We start from the raw sequence: 16738 nt of genomic DNA, 5'->3' as shown, positions 1-16738 counted from the left end.
GGAGAATGGCCGCATGGGACGCGGCAAGCTCAGGATCTATCTCGGCTCGGCCCCCGGCGTGGGCAAGACGTACGCCATGCTCTCGGAGGGCCACCGCCGGGTGGAGCGCGGCACCGACTGTGTCGTGGGCTTCGTCGAGCACCACGGGCGGCCGCGCACCGAGGTCATGCTGCACGGCCTGGAGCAGGTGGAGCGCAAGGAGCTCGTGTACCGGGGCGCCGCCTTCACCGAGATGGACGTGGACTCCCTGCTGGCCCGCAAGCCCGCCATAGCACTGGTGGACGAACTGGCGCACACCAACGTGCCGGGCTCGCGCAACGCCAAGCGCTGGCAGGACGTGGAGGAGCTGCTGCGGGCCGGGATCGACGTGATCTCCACGGTCAACATCCAGCACCTGGAGTCCCTGGGCGACGTGGTGGAGTCGATCACCGGCGTGCGGCAGCGGGAGACCGTCCCCGACGAGGTCGTCCGGCGGGCCGACCAGATCGAGCTGGTCGACATGTCCCCGCAGGCCCTGCGCCGCCGCATGGCGCACGGCAACATCTACAAGTCCGACAAGGTCGACGCGGCCCTGTCCAACTACTTCCGCCCCGGCAACCTGACCGCGCTGCGCGAGCTCGCGCTGCTCTGGGTCGCGGACCGGGCCGACGAGTACCTCCAGCAGTACCGGGGCGAGCACAACATCCGCTCCACCTGGCAGGCGCGCGAGCGGATCGTCGTGGGCCTCACCGGGGGGCCCGAGGGGCGCACCCTGATCCGGCGCGCCTCCCGGGTGGCGGCCAAGGGCTCCGGCAGCGAGATCCTGGCCGTCTACATCGCCCGCAGCGACGGGCTGACCGCGGCCTCGCCCAAGGAGCTCGCGATCCAGCGGACCCTGGTCGAGGACCTCGGCGGAACGTTTCACCACGTCATCGGCGACAACGTCCCCGAGGCGCTCCTCGAATTCGCCCGCGGGGTCAACGCCACCCAGATCGTGCTCGGATCCAGCCGACACCGCTCCTGGCGGTACGTGTTCGGCCCCGGGGTCGGCGCCACCGTCGCCCGAGACTCGGGGCCCGACCTCGACGTGCACATCGTCACGCACGAAGAGGTCGCCAAGGGCCGCGGCCTGCGGCCCGTGGCCCGCTCGGCGGCCCGGCTGGGCCGGACCCGGCTGGTGGCCGGCTGGGTGGTCGGGGTGGCCCTGCCGCTGGCCCTCGCCACCCTGCTGACGCACATCGACACCGACCCCGGCCTCGCCAACGAGATGCTGCTGTTCCTGGCGCTGACCGTGGCCGCCGCCCTGCTCGGCGGGCTCTGGCCCGCGCTGGCCTCGGCGGCCGTCGGCTCCCTGCTGCTGAACTACTACTTCGCCCCGCCCATCCACCGCCTGACCATCGCGGACCCCAAGAACTTCGTGGCCATCGTGGTCTTCTTCGGCGTCGCGGGCTCCGTGGCCTCCGTCGTCGACGCCGCCGCCCGCCGCACCCACCAGGCCGCCCGGCTGCGCGCCGAGTCCGAGATCCTCTCCTTCCTCGCCGGCAGCGTGCTGCGCGGCGAGACCACCCTGGACGCCCTGCTGGAGCGGGTCCGCGAGACCTTCGCCATGGAGTCGGTGGCGCTGCTGGAGCGCGAGAGCGACGTCGAGCCCTGGCGGCCGGCCGGCAGCGTCGGCCCGAACCCGGTCGCCCGCCCTGAGGACGCGGACGTGGACATGCCGATCGGCGACCACATGGCGCTGGCCCTGTCCGGGCGGGTGCTGCCCGCCGAGGACCGCCGCGTGCTCGGCGCCTTCGCCGCCCAGGCCGCCGTCGTGCTCGACCGGCAGCGGCTGGTCGGGGAGGCGGAGGACGCCCGCCGGATGGCCGAGGGCAACCGGATCCGGACCGCGCTGCTGGCCGCCGTCAGCCATGACCTCCGTACGCCCCTGGCCTCCATCAAGGCCTCCGTGAGCTCCCTGCGCTCCGACGACGTGGAATGGTCCGAGGAGGACCGCGCCGAGCTCCTGGAGGGCATCGAGGACGGCGCCGACCGGCTCGACCACCTCGTGGGCAACCTGCTCGACATGTCGCGGCTCCAGACCGGCACCGTCACCCCGCTGATCCGCGAGATCGACCTCGACGAGGTGGTCCCGATGGCGCTGGGCGGCGTACCCGAGGGCAGCGTGCTGCTCGACGTCCCGGAGACCCTGCCGATGGTGGCCGTGGACCCCGGGCTGCTGGAGCGGACCGTGGCCAACGTGGTGGAGAACGCGGTGAAGTACAGCCCGACCGGGGAACAGGTGCTGGTGGCGGCGAGCTTCCTCGGCGACCGGGTCGAGGTACGGGTCGTGGACCGCGGGCCGGGCGTGCCCGACGAGGCCAAGGACCGGATCTTCGCCCCCTTCCAGCGGCACGGCGACGCGCCCCGCGGCGCCGGAGTCGGGCTCGGCCTGGCCGTCGCGCGCGGCTTCGCCGAGGCCATGGACGGCACCCTGGAGGCCGAGGACACCCCCGGGGGCGGGCTCACGATGGTCCTCACGCTGCGCGCGGTGACCCGCGGGCGGCCGCAGGTCACCGTGAGCGTGGACGGCGAGGGGCGCAGCGCGCCCGGCGGGACCGGGGGACCGGAGCCGGGCGGGGCAGGGGCAGGGCCCGGGGCCGGGCACGGAGGGCACGCGGTGGATTTTGATCTCGATCCGATACGACAGAAGGCAGGACCTCGATGACCCGGGTGCTCGTGGTGGACGACGAACCCCAGATCGTCCGGGCCCTCGTGATCAACCTGAAGGCACGCAAGTACGAGGTCGACGCGGCCGCCGACGGGGCGAGCGCCCTGGAACTGGCGGCCGCCCGCCACCCCGACGTGGTCGTCCTGGACCTCGGCCTGCCCGACATGGACGGGGTCGAGGTGATCAAGGGGCTGCGCGGCTGGACCCGGGTCCCGATCCTGGTGCTCTCCGCCCGGCACAGCTCCGACGAGAAGGTCGAGGCCCTGGACGCGGGCGCCGACGACTACGTCACCAAGCCCTTCGGCATGGACGAGCTGCTCGCCCGGCTGCGCGCCGCCGTCCGGCGGGCCGAACCGGGCGCCGGCGCCGGTGAGGACGAGGTGATCGTCGAGACCGAGACCTTCACGGTGGACCTCGCGGCGAAGAAGGCGGTGCGCGCCGGACGCGACGTACGCCTCACGCCCACCGAGTGGCACCTGCTCGAGGTGCTGGTGCGCAACGGCGGCAAACTGGTCAGCCAGAAGCAGCTCCTCCAGGAGGTCTGGGGGCCCTCGTACGGGACCGAGACCAACTACCTGCGGGTCTACATGGCCCAGCTGCGGCGCAAGCTGGAGGCCGACCCCTCGCACCCGATCCACTTCATCACCGAACCGGGCATGGGATACCGCTTCGAGAGGTAGTGGGGGCGCCGGTACGCTTCCTGTATGAGTGCTGAACCGCGTTCCGAGAAGCCCGCGAAGCCGGCGAAGCCCGCCAGGCCGGCGGGCCGGTTCCGCCGGATGATAGAGCGGCTGTCCACCTCGCAGGAGGAGCTGCATTCGGCGGAGCTGCAGGAGGACGCAGAAGCCGCGGGGTGCACGCGGATCTGTGACTGCCACGACCGTCAGATAGTGAAGGTGACCGGGACCCTGCGGACCGTCACCCTGCGGCCGCGCGCGGGCGTCCCCGCCCTGGAGGCCGAGCTGTTCGACGGCTCGGCCGCGCTGGACGTCGTCTGGCTCGGACGTCGCTCGATCGTGGGAATCGAACCCGGCCGTCGCATGATCGCCTCCGGGCGGATCTCGATGAGCCACGGCCGTCGGGTGCTCTTCAACCCGAAGTACGAACTCCGACCGCTCGGACAGGAGCACTGACGGTGACGTCACTCGACAAACCGACCACGCCGGACGCACAACCGGTGGATCCCGCCGCGGAACCGACGGCGGACCAGAAGGCCGTCACGCAGGCCGCCCTCTTCGACGCCTTCGGCGGCATCCGGGGCACCGTGGAGACGATGCTCCCCGGGCTGCTCTTCGTCATGATCTACACGATCAACAAGGACGTGAAGCTGTCCGCCATCGCGGCCGGCGCGGTCGCGGTCCTGCTGGTGATCGTGCGGCTGCTGCGCAAGGACACCGTCAAGCACGCCTTCAGCGGGGTCTTCGGCGTGGGCGTCGGCGTGGCCTTCGCCCTGTTCACGGGCAGCGCGAAGGGCTTCTACCTGCCCGGCATGATCTACGGCGCCGGCCTGGGCGTGGCCTTCACGCTGTCCGCGCTGGTGGGCTTCCCGCTGCTGGGCGTGATCCTGGGACCGGTCTTCAAGGAGAACCTGTCCTGGCGCACGCGCAACCCCGGGCGCAAGAAGGCGTACGTCAAGGCCAGCCTGGCCTGGGGCCTGATCTTCCTCGCGAAGTACGCGATCCTCTTCCCGCTGTACTGGTGGGGCGACGCGACGCAGCTCGGCTGGGTGCTGATCGCGCTGAAGCTGCCGCCGATGGTGCTGGCGGTCTACTTCACCTGGCTCTTCCTGGCGCAGGCCCCGCCGCCGATCAACGTGATCGCGGAGTGGGAGGCTGAGGAGGCCGCGGAGAAGGCGGCCAAGGCGGCCAAGGCGGCCGCGAAGGCCGCACGGGGCCCGGGGGCCTGAGCGGTACGCCGCTGCGTGCGCGGCTTGCCGCGCGGGGCGGGAGCGGGCTGCGCCCGGCCCCCGGGGCTCCGCCCCGGACCCCGCGCCTCAAACGCCGGCGGGGCTGGATCCGAACGTGCGAAGGGGCGGCCGACCGTGATGGTCAGCCGCCCCTTCTCGGCGTTCAGCGGGCCGCAGGCTAGTCCGCGGCCTGGAGGAGGTCCTCCAGCTGCTCCTCGCGGGCCTGGGCGGCCACGAAGAGGAGCTCGTCGCCCGGCTCCAGGGTCTCCTCGCCGTGCGGGGTCAGGACCCGGTTGCCGCGGATGATCGTGACCAGCGAAGTGTCCTCCGGCCAGGTGATCTCGCTGATCTGCTTGCCCGCGACCTGGGAGTCGGCGGGCAGGGTCAGCTCGACGAGGTTCGCGTCGCCGTGGCTGAAGCGCAGCAGCCGGACCAGGTCGCCGACGCTGACGGCTTCCTCGACCAGCGCCGACATCAGGCGCGGCGTGGAAACGGCGACGTCGACGCCCCAGGACTCGTTGAAGAGCCACTCGTTCTTCGGGTTGTTCACCCGCGCCACGACCCGGGGCACCCCGTACTCGGTCTTGGCGAGGAGGGAGACGACCAGGTTGACCTTGTCGTCGCCGGTCGCCGCGATGACCACGTTGCAGCGCTGGAGCGCCGCCTCGTCGAGCGAGGTGATCTCGCAGGCGTCGGCCAGCAGCCACTCGGCCTGCGGCACCCGCTCCACCGAGATGGCGGTCGGGGCCTTGTCCACGAGGAGCACCTCGTGGCCGTTCTCCAGGAGCTCGCCCGCGATGGAACGGCCCACCGCGCCGGCTCCGGCGATCGCGACCCTCATGCGTGTGCCTCCTCAGGACCCTCGGCGAAGGCTGCCTCCACCTTGTCGATCTCGTCCGTCCGCATCATCACGTGGACGAGGTCGCCCTCCTGGAGGACGGTCGCCGATGTCGGCAGCATGGCCTCGCCCAGCCGGGTGAGGAAGGCGACGCGGACGCCGGTCTCCTCCTGCAGCCGGCTGACCTTCTGGCCGATCCAGGCGGTGGAGGTGTGCACCTCCGCGAGCTGGACACCGCCGCTCGGGTCGCGCCACAGCGGCTCGGCGCCCGACGGCAGCAGCCGGCGGAGCATCTGGTCGGCCGTCCAGCGGACGGTGGCGACGGTGGGGATGCCCAGCCGCTGGTAGACCTCGGCGCGCTTGGGGTCGTAGATGCGGGCGGCGACGTTCTCGACGCCGAACATCTCACGGGCCACCCTGGCGGCGATGATGTTGGAATTGTCACCACTGCTCACCGCGGCGAAGGCGCCCGCCTCCTCGATGCCGGCCTCACGCAGTGTGTCCTGGTCGAAGCCGACTCCGGTGACGCGACGGCCGCCGAATCCGGCTCCCAGCCGGCGGAATGCGGTGGGGTCTTGGTCGATGACCGCGACCGTATGCCCCTGCTGTTCCAGGGTCTGCGCGAGGGCGGAGCCCACTCTTCCGCAGCCCATAATGACGATGTGCACGGCCGTCCTTCCGGCTGTCAGCGGCTCGCTGGGTTCCAGCCTCATTGCTGCTCTGGCTTAACAGGGTCTCAGACCATGGCCCAAGCTACACACGGGCGGTCACCAGTGTGACCCTTTGTGCGGTCGGCGTGCGGTCGGCGGCCCTCCTTTGCCCTGGATGCGGGCGCTCCTTCGCCCCGGATGCGGCGCTCCTTCGCCCCGGATGAGGTGGGACTTCCCGTCCCGTAGGGGTGGGGGGTTCGCCAGGCCGATTTCGAACGCTTACGATCCTCTGCGTGTCCAAACTGACCGACGTGCCCAAACGGATCCTGATCGGCCGGGCGCTACGCAGCGACCGCCTCGGGGAAACCCTCCTTCCCAAGCGGATCGCCCTCCCCGTGTTCGCGTCCGACCCGCTCTCCTCGGTGGCATATGCCCCCGGCGAGGTCCTGCTGGTCCTGTCGATCGCAGGCGTGTCGGCGTACCAATTCAGCCCCTGGATCGCCGTCGCGGTCGTCGTGCTGATGTTCACCGTGGTCGCCTCCTACCGGCAGAACGTCCACGCCTACCCCAGCGGCGGCGGTGACTACGAGGTGGCCAACACCAACCTCGGGCCCCGGGCCGGCCTCACGGTCGCGAGCGCCCTGCTCGTCGACTACGTCCTCACGGTCGCCGTGTCCATCTCCGCCGGAGTCGAGAACCTCGGCTCGGCCGTCGATTTCGTCATCGAGCACAAAGTGCTCTCGGCGATCGTCATGATCTTTCTGCTCACCCTGATGAATCTGCGCGGCGTCAAGGAATCCGGGAAGCTCTTCGCCATCCCGACCTACGTGTTCGTCGGCGCCGTATTCGTGATGATCACCTGGGGCGCCTGGCGCGGCCTGGTCATGGGCGACACCATGGAGGCCCCGACGGCCGACCTGGAGATCAAACCCGAACACCAGGGGCTCGCCGGCTTCGCGCTGGTCTTCCTGATGCTGCGCGCCTTCTCCTCCGGCTGCGCGGCGCTGACGGGCGTCGAGGCCATCAGCAACGGCGTACCCGCCTTCCGCAAGCCCAAGAGCAAGAACGCGGCCACCACCCTCGCCCTGATGGGCGGCCTGGCCGTCACCATGTTCTGCGGGATCATCGGCCTCGCCATGGCCACGAACGTCCGGATGGCCGAGAATCCGGCCGCCGACCTGTTGCGGAACGGCGTCCCGGTCGGCGACGGCTACGTCCAGCACCCGGTCATCTCCCAGGTCGCCGAGGCCGTCTTCGGCAACGGCAGCTTCCTCTTCCTCGTGCTCGCCGCGGCCACCGCGCTGGTCCTCTTCCTCGCCGCGAACACCGCGTACAACGGCTTCCCGCTGCTCGGCTCGATCCTCGCCCAGGACCGCTACCTGCCGCGCCAGCTGCACACCCGCGGCGACCGCCTCGCCTTCTCCAACGGCATCGTGCTCCTCGCGGGCGCCGCGATGCTGCTGGTGTGGATCTACGACGCCGACTCGACGAAGCTGATCCAGCTCTACATCGTCGGCGTCTTCGTCTCCTTCACGCTGAGCCAGATCGGCATGGTCCGGCACTGGAACCGCCACCTGCGCACCGAGCGCGACCCGGCCGCGCGCCGCCGGATGCACCGGTCCCGGGCGATCAACACCTTCGGCGCCTTCTTCACCGGCATGGTGCTGGTGGTCGTCCTGGCCACCAAGTTCACCCACGGCGCCTGGGTCGCCCTGCTCGGCATGGTCATCTTCTACGGAACGATGTCCGCGATCCGCAAGCACTACGACCGGGTCTCCGAGGAGATCGCCGCCGCCGAGGGCCCCAGCGACGACAGCGTGCGCCCCTCGCGCGTCCACTCCATCGTCCTGGTCTCCAAGGTCCACAAGCCCACCCTGCGGGCCCTGGCCTTCGCCAAGCTGACCCGCTCGGACCGGCTCGAGGCGCTCAGCATCAGCGTCGACCCGATCGAGACCAAGGCCCTGCGCGAGGAGTGGGAGCGGCGCGGCATCAACGTCCCGCTCAAGATCCTCGACTCCCCGTACCGCGAGATCACCCGCCCGGTCGTCGAGTACGTGAAGGGCCTGCGCAGCGAGAACCCGCGCGACGCCGTCAGCGTGTACATCCCCGAGTACGTGGTCGGACGCTGGTACGAGCACCTGCTGCACAACCAGAGCGCGCTGCGCCTCAAGGGCCGGCTGCTCTTCACCCCCGGCGTGATGGTCACCTCGGTGCCCTACCAGCTGGAGTCCTCGGAGCTGGCGAAGAAGCGGGCGAAGAAGCGCGCGGAGTGGAACGCCCCGGGCGCGGTGCGCCGCGGGCCGGTCGACACCCCGCGCGCGCGTCCGAAGGACCCGGCGGGGAAGTAGCCCCGCGGCCCCGCGACGGGGTGGCGAACGGCCGGACGAGATCCACGTAAACTGGTGGGTCGGTCGTCCGGCCGTTCCTTTTCGATTCTGATCTTCTGATCCACATCTCCTTGGAGTCTCCCCACCATGACGAGCGAGCAGAACGAGAAGCAGTCACTGGTCGGGGAGGAGTACGAGGTCGAGGTCGGCCCCGTCGCGCACGGCGGGCACTGCATCGCCCGGACCGCCGAGGGCCGCGTCCTGTTCGTCCGGCACACGCTGCCCGGCGAGAAGGTCATCGCCCGCGTGACGGAGGGCGAGGAGGACTCCCGCTTCCTGCGCGCCGACGCCATCACCGTCCTCGACCCCTCCAAGGACCGTGCCCCGGCCCCCTGCCCGTACGCCGGCCCCGGCAAGTGCGGCGGCTGCGACTGGCAGCACGCCAAGCCCGGCGCCCAGCGCCGGCTCAAGGGCGAGGTCATCGCCGAGCAGCTGCTGCGGCTCGCCGGGCTCACCCCGGAGCAGGCCGGCTGGGACGGTACGGTCATGCCGGCCGAGGGCGACAAGGTGCCCGCGGGCCAGGTCCCGCAGTGGCGCACCCGCGTGCAGTACGCGATCGACGAGGACGGCGTCGTCGGCCTGCGCAAGCACCGCTCGCACGACATCGAGCCGATCGACCACTGCATGATCGCGGCACCCGGCGTCAGCGAACTCGGCATCGAGCAGCAGGACTGGCCCCAGATGGCCACCGTCGAGGCCATCGCCGCCACGGGCTCCGGTGACCGCCAGGTCGTCCTGACCCCCCGCCCCGGAGGCCGCCTCCCCCTCGTCGAGCTCGACAAGCCGGTCTCGGTCCTGCGCGTCGAGGAGAAGGACGGCGGGGTCCACCGCGTCCACGGCCGCCCCTTCGTGCGCGAGCGCGCGGACGGCCGTACGTACCGCGTCGGCATGGGCGGCTTCTGGCAGGTCCACCCGCAGGCCGCGGACACCCTGATCAAGGCCGTCATGCAGGGCCTGATGCCGCGCAAGGGCGAGATGGCCCTCGACCTCTACTGCGGCGTCGGCATCTTCGCGGGCGCCCTCGCGGAACGCCTCGGCGAAACCGGCGCGGTCCTCGGCATCGAGTCCACGAAGCGCGCGGTGGAGGACGCCCGCCACAACCTCACGGACTTCCCCCGCGTGCGCATCGAGCAGGGCAAGGTCGACCAGATCCTCCCGAAGACCGGCATCACCGAGTGCGACCTCGTCGTCCTGGACCCGCCCCGCGCGGGCGCGGGCAAGCAGACGGTCCGCCAGGTGGCCGGCCTCACCCCGCGCCGCATCGCCTACGTGGCCTGCGACCCGGCGGCCCTCGCCCGAGACCTGGGCTACTTCCAGGAGGCCGGCTACAAGGTCCGCACCCTGCGCGCCTTCGACCTCTTCCCGATGACCCACCACGTGGAGTGCGTGGCGATCCTTGAACCGGTCGCGAAAAGCTCCTGACCTGCACGTTTGTCGATGCGCATTATGTGCGTTGTGGGCGTTACGGGCGATATCTTGACGCTGAAATGACGCTCGTGACGCTCATTTGGCGCTCGTCGGGCTTGATTCCTGACGGCGTGTCAGCAGTGAAACGCCGCCCTTCGGGCCGGGCCACGCGCCTGCTCGGGAGGCGGCTCTCTGCGTGCGGTGGCAGGCCGGGTGCCGACTCTGTCCGGGCGTTGCCGAGCTCTTCCCGCGCACACGCTCTGTAGTGGAGCGCCGTTGCTGGTGAGAGCGTGAGGTGGGTGCATGCAGCGCTGGTCCCCGTTGAACGACCGTCAGCGAGAGCTCCTGCGGCGGCTGGATGGCGGCGAGAAGCCTGGCGTGGCGTCGGCTGAACGGCTGTCCGCGTACGCGTTGCGAGACCGAGGGCTGCTGCTCGTCGTACGCAGCGGCGGGGCGGTGCGGACCGAGGTCACCGAGGCCGGGAAGTTCTACCTGGAGCACGGTCACCATCCGGAGGATCCGCGGCACGCCGCCGCGCTCCAGGAGACAGACAAGAAGACTCCTATGTCGCACGCGGAATGGCCTGTGGCCCGGGTGCGGCACGCCAGGGCGGCGGCCGATAGGCCGGCAAAGGCGCCGACCATCCCCGTGCCCGCCCAACTGCGCACCCTGCACCCGGTGGTGGCTGCTCTCAAGGAAGACCCGTTCCGGCTCGCCGTGCCCGCGGCTGTTCGGAGCAGGGCTCTGCGCCTGCTCCAGGCTCTGTGCGCGGAAGCGGCGAAGCGCGGCCATGCGGTGCGGGAGCACCCGGTGGCGGAGCACTACCGGAGTCGGCCCTATTCGTCCCGTGGTGCGTACATCCCCTCCCGCAACTCCCGGCGTCAGGGCGAGGTGGACCTGGGCGTCGGCGACTTCACGTACACGGTGACGATCAAGCAGGAGTCTCCGCAGTCCGTGGATCCGGAGCGGGCGCATAGCCTGACGATCGAGCTTCCCCGTAGCCGTTCGGGCCGTCAGGGTAGGTGGGCCGACCGGAAGCGGTGGAGGCTGGAGGACGTTCTCGGCGTGATCCTGCGGGAGGTGGAGGTCCGCGCGGGGGAGGGCGCCCAACGCCGGATCGACGAGGAGCGGGCCCAGGGGGACCGGAAGATCCGGTGGCAGGCGGCAGTGAACTCGGCTCGGGAGCAGGCGATCCAGGCTCAGCTCGCCACAGTCCTGCGCGGGCAGGCGAAGGACTGGCATGAAGCGAGGGCGCTGAGCCAGTACTGCGATGCCCTGGAGCGCCAGCTCGCCCTATCAGGCGGTTCGACGGGGCCGGAAGCAGCCTCCGCCCGGCAGTGGCTCGAGTGGGCCCGCGCCTACGTACGGTCCCTGGACCCGCTGCGGGCACTTCCCGGCATGCCGGTGACCCGCGACCCCGAGCCCGAGGAGCTGAAGCCGTACCTGAGCGGCTGGAACCCGCGCGGTCCGGAAACGCACGGCTACTCCTGGCGGAACTGATTCACTGCTCGGTCTGTGAGGGTGCGGGGGACGGCAGGTGCCTCGCACCCGAATAGTCCGCGTTTCTTTTACGGGCGCCGCCGGAGCCGACGACGACCCGGCACTGCGGTACGAGGCACACTACAGCGCACTGCACCTCGCACTCCTGGCATCCCAACGCGCCATCGTGGTTAGGCTCCGCGACGAACGCCGCATCGACGACACCGTGCTACGCCAGATCCAGACCGCCCTCGACACCGAGGAGGTCCGCCTCTCCCGCCGCGCGGCAGCTCGCGCCCGCCTGTCAGGACTGGGACTGGGGCGACGCTGGCAGGCGGGGGTCGGCTGCGGCCTCAGGTGTGGAGGCGGCTGTTGGGGCCTTCCCGGTCGCCTGCGCTCTCGTCGTTGAACCAGTAGTCGCCGGCTGCCAGATAGCGGAAGGAGTGCGTGGTCTTGGCCGGCAGCGTCACGGTGACCGCCCTCTTGCCGTCCTTGCGCGGCGTGAGGGTGTGAGCGCCAGGCTGCCACTCGTTGAAGTCCCCGACCACGCTGACCGGCCCTGGTGGAGTGTCGGCGGGAAGGATGAAGGTGACCTCGGTGGTGTCCTTGCGAAGCGTGCGCTCGAGCATGGCAGGGCTCCTGCCGGTCGGGGTGTAGGGGCTGTGCGGGCTCATCCTCACGCCGGGGAGGGGTGTCCGCCTGCCGACACGACGGGCTGGGATCGCGACGTACTCACCACGCACGGTGACCCAAATGGTGCGGTTGGTGACGTTTCGTGCCAGCGTTGTTCGTGGGAATCCCCCGATCGACCTTCAAGGGAGTCACCGTCATGGGCGGTATGCAGGACAAGCATCAGCAGCCGGGCAAGGGCCGCGAGGAGCAAGAACGAGAGCGCAGCGGCCAGGACCCGCAGCATCGACAGCCTGGCAAGCCCTCGTCGGAGCGTAAGGGCAAGGAGTCCGAGCGCAAGCGCAAGGAGTCCGAGTCCAAGGGCCAGGAGTCCTCTCGTCAGCCTGCTGACGACATCGTGCCGGACCGGGACCGAATGCCCGACGAGATCTGACCGCGCCCCCACGCAGCAGGGCCCGGCCGGTCCACAGCCACCCCGGCCGGGCCTTGCCATGTCCAGTGACGATCACGGCGCAAGCGCCTTCTGCAGCGTGTGAACACGGACCAACCACGGCCTGTCGCCCAGGACCGCCGCCTTCGGGGCACCGCGGGTGGGTCGTGGACTACATGTGGGGTTGGCCGTAGTAGCGGGCGAACTGTTCCAGGTAGCTGGGCTCGCCCGAGTGTTTGGCCTCGTCGAACTCGGGCGCGTCCTTGATCTGCTCTTTGGTCCGGTCGACGTACACCTTCTCTTCGACGGTGTCGATCCGGCGGATGGTGCCTGCGGGGAGCAGTACGTGCTTGCCGAAGATCCAGGCCCCGGTGTCCACGACAAGGTAGGAAGCTGCCACGTCCTCGGAATGCTTGTCGATCTTTCCGATCTGGCCGTCCGTCGCCTCGACCTTGTACCCGATCAGGTCGATCCCCGGCTGGTGTCCGACGTCCTGTCCATAGCCCCAGATCCCTGCCTCACTCATCGCTCTCGCCCCGCTTCTCCTCGCCCTCGTGACTCTTCGGGCCCACCCAGCGCCGATGCCCCGTCACGGGGTTCGGTACAGGTTCGGGCCGGTCGAGGCGGCTTGCCTCGTCCGTGTCGGCCGCAGCCGTACGCTCGTCGCCGCTGCGCTCGGTGGGCGGACTGGTCCTTCGTGAGCCGTGCCCGTCGTGCGGAGGTACGCCTCCGGCGCCGCCTTGCTCGTCCATGACGGCCTCCTCGATTCCATCGGAGTCCCTTTGTGGCGGCTGCCCGTCCTCGGTTGGTCAGGTACTGAGCAGGCGGTCGAAGAAGGACCGGTACTGGCGCAGGGCCAGGCGCAGGTCTTCAGTGGCGACCTCCTCGCCTCGGTGCCATTGGCCTTCGAGTCCCTGCTTGTGGTCGGCGAATGTGGTGGCGAGCAGTTGCATCACCTCGGCGACGAGCCCGTCTGCGGCAAGCACCGACTGCTTCGGGTCATCGACGAACCCCTGTTGGATCTCCTGCCACCGGGTACGGAGGCCCTCTGCCTCCTGAGCCCCGAGGAGCGGCGCAGAATCGGGCTCCTGGGTCGACTCGTCCCGTTCGCCGGGCACGGCGTCCGGCTCGTCTCCAGCCTCGTCCGTGATTCTGGTCCTGGGTTCTGCCCCCTCGGTGTCGGGGAGTGCCAGCGCTTCATCGTCGGCAGGCTGCTGCGATGCCTCCGTCTGGGGCCGGGCGATGTCCTCGGTGGACAGGGTCTCTCCGGCGGGCTCGGCGTACTCGTCGCTCCCGTATGGTCCTTCTCTCTGCATGTCCTTCGCCTCCAGGGGTGGTGAACAGCCGCGCTCGGATGCTCGGCACTCAGCGGGTTTCCTCGCCCGGTGAAGCGGTGTCGTCGTGCAGCAGTTCCTCGAACAGCGCCCGGTAATGGACCATCGCGCTCCGCAGTTCCTCCGTCGTGGTGTCCCTGCTGCCGTCGCGCCCGTTGATCTCGTGGGCGATGCGGTAGTGGTCCAATGTCCGGGAGTGTTCGACCGAGAGGTCCCGCTTCTGCTGCTCGTAGCTCTCGGTCGGGTAGCCGCGCTCGCTCATGAGCGTGGTCACGAGCCGGTCGGCCTCACCCACGGCCTGGTCGGGACTGTCGACGAAGTGCTCCTGCACACTGGCCCAGTCCCGGGCGTACCGGTCGCGGACCGTGGAGGGAAGAGGCCTGATCTCCAGCGCCTCATGCCGCTCCTCCCTCTCCTTGAGGTCGCGCTCGGCCGCTCCACGGCTCTGCCCCGCCTCGACCGTGCGCTCGTACTCGGGCCCGAACTGCTCCCGCAGGTGCCGGCGCCGGGTCATGGTCCGTACGGTCAGTGCGACGGCGGCCAGGACGACCACGGCGGCCACGATGATGACGATGGTCCACATCGCATCCTCCACTCTCTGACCGCTCACGCAGTCAGCCGGAACTGGGGCGTACGAGCGTCACCGGCGCGGGTGCCGTCCCTGGGTGTGCCACATTCCAGAATTTCACGTATCACCCAAAACATGCTGTTGAGTAAGTGGTGGCCGGTCCGTCGCTTCGGGCACCGGTCGGGTACCGGCGGGCGGGTCAGTGGGCTGGACGCCGGCGGTGGAGTACCGATCTCACGGCGAGGTAGAGCACGTCGGCGATGAGGAGCAGTACGCCGGCGGAGACCAGGTACAGCATGCCGTCGACGGTCGCGCCGATGATGATCAGCACGATCGCGGCGGTCAGCAGGAGGTAGAAGAGGGTCATGGTGTGATGCCTCGGTTCGCGGATGCGAGTGCCGGAGGCGCGCCAGGATGGTCGTGGCGGCCGTGCTGTATGCCTCCTCGGCGTCGGGGTTCCTGCGGGAACGAAGTGTTCCCCGCGCGGGGTCAGGGGCGGCTACCAGTAGTGCCGCCGTCCGCCGACCTTGTGTCCGACGGATCCCAGGATCCACAGGATGATGCCGATGACGACCAGGATGATCCCGATGGTCCACAGGATGGAGATGCCGACCACGTAGCCGACGACCAGCAGGATGATTCCGAGGACGATCATGATGTCCGCCGATCTCACGGAGTGATGCAAAGCCCCTGCTCTCAGGGTAGATCTGCCCTCTCCTGGTGGCTTCCCGGGCAGGACGGTCCTACCGTGGAGAGACACCTCTGGAGCGCGCCATGCTCGTCATCCTCGGACTCGTCCTCCTGATCGCCGCCCTGGTCGTCGGCGTGGCTGTGGGCGCTGGTGGTGGGGCTTGCGGCGATGGCGCTGTGGCGGCTGTCCGAAGCCGCCTTCGGACAGGCAGGGGAAGACGGCGATAAGTGGACCCGCCGCCTGGGCTCGCTGGGGCTGGCGGTCTTCTACACCGTGATCAGTATCGGCGTTGTCCAGACCGCGCTGGTCGGCGGGTCCTCCGGAAGCCGTGGTGGGAACGAGACGTCGAAGGAGTACACCGCGAGGGTGCTGAACTGGCCGGGCGGGCGGGTGCTCGTCGGCGTGTTCGGAGTCGTCCTGGTCATCGTGGGCGTGGTGATCGTGGTGCGCAGCGTGATGCGGAAGTTCGAGGAGAATCTCCGGACGGGCGAGATGAGCCCGACGACGCGGCGGGTTGTCGCAGGGCTGGGCATTGTCGGCGGTGTGGCGTGCGGTGTGCTCGCGGCGGTGGCCGGACTGTTCGTCCTGCTGGCCGCAGTGCAGTTCGACGCCGGCCGGGCCAAGGGCCTGGACGAGACGCTGCGTTCGTTCGCCGCCACACCTGCCGGGCCGGTGCTGCTGATCGCCGCCGCGGTGGGCCTCGTAGTGTTCGGCCTCTACTCGTTCTGTGAAGCCCGCTGGCGCAAAGCTCCCGAGCACGGCATTCCAGCAGAGCAGCCGAGGGCGGCCGGGGATCCTGGATCGGGGACCCGTAGAAGTGTGCCCTGACAACGGGATCGCCTCCGACGCCCCACGCCGCTTGTCCCCGTTGGGGCGCTTGCGCAGCGTGATTCGCCGTACGCGGGCTGGGCGCCGGTGGGGGCGGATCAGTGAAATCGACCTGTGGCAGCTTTCGTTGGGATTCGCGGCGCTCGGGTTCCTGACCCTGGTGCCGCTGCTGATCGTCGTGTCCGCAGCCGATACGGCGAGTGGGCGGGGGTTCGCGCAGTGGCTCGGGGACGGGCTCGGCGTATCGGCGACCGCCAGACAAGAGATCGAGCATCTGTTCGCCCTGCCCGGAGAGGCGTGGCGGACCACGACGGCCTTCGGCCTCGCCGTGCTCGCCGTGTTCGGCCTGTCCTTCGGCACCGTGGTGCAGAGCGGCTACGAGAAGATCTGGGACCTGCCCCCGGCCCGCTGGTGGGCCAGGTGGCGCCACGTCCTGTGGCTCACCGTCCTCATCGGAATCCTTTTCCTGTCCGCCATCACACCCCTGTGGCGCGAGTCCCCCGCCCGCGGTGTCGTCACGGTACTGAGCGGCACCCTCTTCTTCTGGTGGTCCCAGCGACTGCTGCTCGGCGGCCGCGTCCCCTGGATCACCCTGCTGCCCGGAGCTGTGGCCACCATGCTCGGGATGCTCGGACTCAGAATCTTCTCCCGGCTCGTGTTCCCGCCGCTGATCGCATCCAGCGCCGTCACCTACGGCCCCTTCGGAACCGTCCTCGTCATCCAGACCTGGCTCGTCGGCGTAGGCGTCGTCGTCTTCGGCGGGGCCCTGGCCGGCAGGCTGCTCCGCGAAGAGCTCCCCCGAGCGGCACATGCGCTGAAACCGCGACGGTGAGGCTCTGATCTCCCGCGACCTCCCTCCCCGTGCCTGAATCCCTCTTCCGGGATCGCGAGGCGTAGCCTC

The 16738-nt window shown here is 70.1% G+C and carries 19 protein-coding genes; 10 read left to right on the top strand and 9 right to left on the bottom strand.

The genetic code is table 11. The annotated features are described in order from the left end of the window. The first annotated feature begins 13 nt into the window (after positions 1–13). Genes ACIQV3_RS07280 through ACIQV3_RS07265 form a run of 4 tightly spaced genes read left to right on the top strand, consistent with a single transcriptional unit; the run spans position 14 to position 4595 of the window. Positions 14–2686: an ATP-binding protein gene (locus tag ACIQV3_RS07280; RefSeq protein ID WP_403710610.1), complete on the top strand. Its 2673-nt coding sequence runs from the start codon at positions 14–16 to the stop codon at positions 2684–2686. Then, on the top strand, positions 2683–3369 hold the full coding sequence (locus ACIQV3_RS07275) for a response regulator (RefSeq protein ID WP_403710608.1): 687 nt from the start codon (positions 2683–2685) through the stop codon (positions 3367–3369). The genes ACIQV3_RS07280 and ACIQV3_RS07275 overlap by 4 nt, the downstream gene beginning before the upstream one ends. Before the next feature lie 24 nt (positions 3370–3393). Next, positions 3394–3822: an OB-fold nucleic acid binding domain-containing protein gene (locus tag ACIQV3_RS07270; protein ID WP_403710606.1), complete on the top strand. Its 429-nt coding sequence runs from the start codon at positions 3394–3396 to the stop codon at positions 3820–3822. A gap of 2 nt (positions 3823–3824) precedes the next feature. Further along, positions 3825–4595 (top strand): DUF3159 domain-containing protein, encoded by a 771-nt coding sequence (locus ACIQV3_RS07265; protein WP_403710604.1) that lies wholly within the window; start codon positions 3825–3827, stop codon positions 4593–4595. A 178-nt stretch (positions 4596–4773) separates the two neighbouring features. Here the strand turns inward: ACIQV3_RS07265 and ACIQV3_RS07260 are convergent, their stop codons facing one another. Together ACIQV3_RS07260 and ACIQV3_RS07255 are read right to left on the bottom strand one after the other, a co-directional pair. Then, positions 4774–5436 carry a TrkA family potassium uptake protein gene (locus ACIQV3_RS07260; protein ID WP_214953432.1) on the bottom strand — a complete coding sequence of 221 codons (663 nt, stop codon included), beginning with the start codon at positions 5434–5436 and terminating at the stop codon, positions 4774–4776. Further along, the gene (locus ACIQV3_RS07255; RefSeq protein WP_327255350.1) at positions 5433–6101 is read right to left on the bottom strand and encodes a TrkA family potassium uptake protein; all 669 of its coding nucleotides are present in this window, start codon (positions 6099–6101) and stop codon (positions 5433–5435) included. Before ACIQV3_RS07255 ends, ACIQV3_RS07260 begins: the two co-directional genes overlap by 4 nt. Positions 6102–6376: 275 nt before the next feature. Here ACIQV3_RS07255 and ACIQV3_RS07250 point away from each other — a divergent pair, with 275 nt between their 5' ends. The 3 genes from ACIQV3_RS07250 (at position 6377) to ACIQV3_RS07240 (ending at position 11377) form a co-directional block, all read left to right on the top strand. Beyond that, complete coding sequence (locus ACIQV3_RS07250) at positions 6377–8431, top strand: APC family permease (protein WP_403710602.1); 2055 nt, start codon at positions 6377–6379, stop codon at positions 8429–8431. A gap of 126 nt (positions 8432–8557) precedes the next feature. Continuing rightward, entirely contained in the window at positions 8558–9892 is a 1335-nt protein-coding gene (locus tag ACIQV3_RS07245) for a class I SAM-dependent RNA methyltransferase (RefSeq protein WP_403710600.1), read from the top strand. A gap of 363 nt (positions 9893–10255) precedes the next feature. After that, the gene (locus ACIQV3_RS07240; RefSeq protein ID WP_403710598.1) at positions 10256–11377 is read left to right on the top strand and encodes a hypothetical protein; all 1122 of its coding nucleotides are present in this window, start codon (positions 10256–10258) and stop codon (positions 11375–11377) included. Positions 11378–11709: 332 nt separating this feature from the next. On the opposite strand, the gene ACIQV3_RS07235 is transcribed toward ACIQV3_RS07240, so the two are convergent. Then, positions 11710–11985 (bottom strand): isoamylase early set domain-containing protein, encoded by a 276-nt coding sequence (locus tag ACIQV3_RS07235; protein ID WP_266886098.1) that lies wholly within the window; start codon positions 11983–11985, stop codon positions 11710–11712. A 200-nt stretch (positions 11986–12185) separates the two neighbouring features. On the opposite strand from ACIQV3_RS07235, the gene ACIQV3_RS07230 reads away from it, so the two are divergent. After that, a complete protein-coding gene (locus ACIQV3_RS07230; RefSeq protein WP_403710596.1) occupies positions 12186–12419 on the top strand; it encodes a hypothetical protein in 234 nt (77 codons plus the stop codon). A gap of 169 nt (positions 12420–12588) precedes the next feature. On the opposite strand, the gene ACIQV3_RS07225 is transcribed toward ACIQV3_RS07230, so the two are convergent. From ACIQV3_RS07225 to ACIQV3_RS07200, 6 genes are all read right to left on the bottom strand, one after another. Beyond that, on the bottom strand, positions 12589–12942 hold the full coding sequence (locus ACIQV3_RS07225) for a PRC-barrel domain-containing protein (RefSeq protein ID WP_403710594.1): 354 nt from the start codon (positions 12940–12942) through the stop codon (positions 12589–12591). Further along, the gene (locus ACIQV3_RS07220; RefSeq protein WP_403710592.1) at positions 12935–13168 is read right to left on the bottom strand and encodes a hypothetical protein; all 234 of its coding nucleotides are present in this window, start codon (positions 13166–13168) and stop codon (positions 12935–12937) included. The genes ACIQV3_RS07225 and ACIQV3_RS07220 overlap by 8 nt, the downstream gene beginning before the upstream one ends. A gap of 57 nt (positions 13169–13225) precedes the next feature. Continuing rightward, positions 13226–13732 carry a hypothetical protein gene (locus tag ACIQV3_RS07215; protein ID WP_403710590.1) on the bottom strand — a complete coding sequence of 169 codons (507 nt, stop codon included), beginning with the start codon at positions 13730–13732 and terminating at the stop codon, positions 13226–13228. Between the two features lie 49 nt (positions 13733–13781). Continuing rightward, on the bottom strand, positions 13782–14333 hold the full coding sequence (locus ACIQV3_RS07210; protein WP_403710588.1) for a hypothetical protein: 552 nt from the start codon (positions 14331–14333) through the stop codon (positions 13782–13784). 184 nt (positions 14334–14517) lie between these two features. Beyond that, on the bottom strand, positions 14518–14685 hold the full coding sequence (locus ACIQV3_RS07205) for a hypothetical protein (RefSeq protein ID WP_403710586.1): 168 nt from the start codon (positions 14683–14685) through the stop codon (positions 14518–14520). Positions 14686–14817: 132 nt separating this feature from the next. Next, complete coding sequence (locus tag ACIQV3_RS07200) at positions 14818–14973, bottom strand: DUF6131 family protein (RefSeq protein ID WP_403710877.1); 156 nt, start codon at positions 14971–14973, stop codon at positions 14818–14820. A gap of 204 nt (positions 14974–15177) precedes the next feature. Between ACIQV3_RS07200 and ACIQV3_RS07195 the strand changes: the two genes are divergently transcribed. Together ACIQV3_RS07195 and ACIQV3_RS07190 are read left to right on the top strand one after the other, a co-directional pair. Beyond that, positions 15178–15837, top strand: coding sequence for a DUF1206 domain-containing protein (locus ACIQV3_RS07195; RefSeq protein WP_403710584.1), 660 nt, complete (start codon positions 15178–15180; stop codon positions 15835–15837). 49 nt (positions 15838–15886) lie between these two features. Next, entirely contained in the window at positions 15887–16669 is a 783-nt protein-coding gene (locus tag ACIQV3_RS07190) for a ribonuclease BN (protein WP_403710582.1), read from the top strand. Positions 16670–16738 lie beyond the last annotated feature (69 nt).

This window comes from Streptomyces sp. NPDC099050 (assembly GCF_044759865.1).
In the GTDB taxonomy this organism is placed as follows: domain Bacteria; phylum Actinomycetota; class Actinomycetes; order Streptomycetales; family Streptomycetaceae; genus Streptomyces.
Note: the sequence above shows the minus strand (reverse complement) of the source record. Positions and strands in the feature narration are given on the sequence as shown.

Bases quoted from the DNA above. Each gene is read 5' to 3' on its own strand.
- ACIQV3_RS07280 (WP_403710610.1), top strand. From the start codon at position 14: ATGGGACGCGGCAAGCTCAGGATCTATCTCGGCTCGGCCCCCGGCGTG.
- ACIQV3_RS07275 (WP_403710608.1), top strand. From the start codon at position 2,683: ATGACCCGGGTGCTCGTGGTGGACGACGAACCCCAGATCGTCCGGGCC.
- ACIQV3_RS07270 (WP_403710606.1), top strand. From the start codon at position 3,394: ATGAGTGCTGAACCGCGTTCCGAGAAGCCCGCGAAGCCGGCGAAGCCC.
- ACIQV3_RS07260 (WP_214953432.1), bottom strand. From the start codon at position 5,436: ATGAGGGTCGCGATCGCCGGAGCCGGCGCGGTGGGCCGTTCCATCGCG.
- ACIQV3_RS07245 (WP_403710600.1), top strand. From the start codon at position 8,558: ATGACGAGCGAGCAGAACGAGAAGCAGTCACTGGTCGGGGAGGAGTAC.
- ACIQV3_RS07235 (WP_266886098.1), bottom strand. From the start codon at position 11,985: ATGCTCGAGCGCACGCTTCGCAAGGACACCACCGAGGTCACCTTCATC.
- ACIQV3_RS07230 (WP_403710596.1), top strand. From the start codon at position 12,186: ATGGGCGGTATGCAGGACAAGCATCAGCAGCCGGGCAAGGGCCGCGAG.
- ACIQV3_RS07225 (WP_403710594.1), bottom strand. From the start codon at position 12,942: ATGAGTGAGGCAGGGATCTGGGGCTATGGACAGGACGTCGGACACCAG.
- ACIQV3_RS07220 (WP_403710592.1), bottom strand. From the start codon at position 13,168: ATGGACGAGCAAGGCGGCGCCGGAGGCGTACCTCCGCACGACGGGCAC.
- ACIQV3_RS07215 (WP_403710590.1), bottom strand. From the start codon at position 13,732: ATGCAGAGAGAAGGACCATACGGGAGCGACGAGTACGCCGAGCCCGCC.
- ACIQV3_RS07210 (WP_403710588.1), bottom strand. From the start codon at position 14,333: ATGTGGACCATCGTCATCATCGTGGCCGCCGTGGTCGTCCTGGCCGCC.
- ACIQV3_RS07205 (WP_403710586.1), bottom strand. From the start codon at position 14,685: ATGACCCTCTTCTACCTCCTGCTGACCGCCGCGATCGTGCTGATCATC.
- ACIQV3_RS07200 (WP_403710877.1), bottom strand. From the start codon at position 14,973: ATGATCGTCCTCGGAATCATCCTGCTGGTCGTCGGCTACGTGGTCGGC.
- ACIQV3_RS07195 (WP_403710584.1), top strand. From the start codon at position 15,178: ATGGCGCTGTGGCGGCTGTCCGAAGCCGCCTTCGGACAGGCAGGGGAA.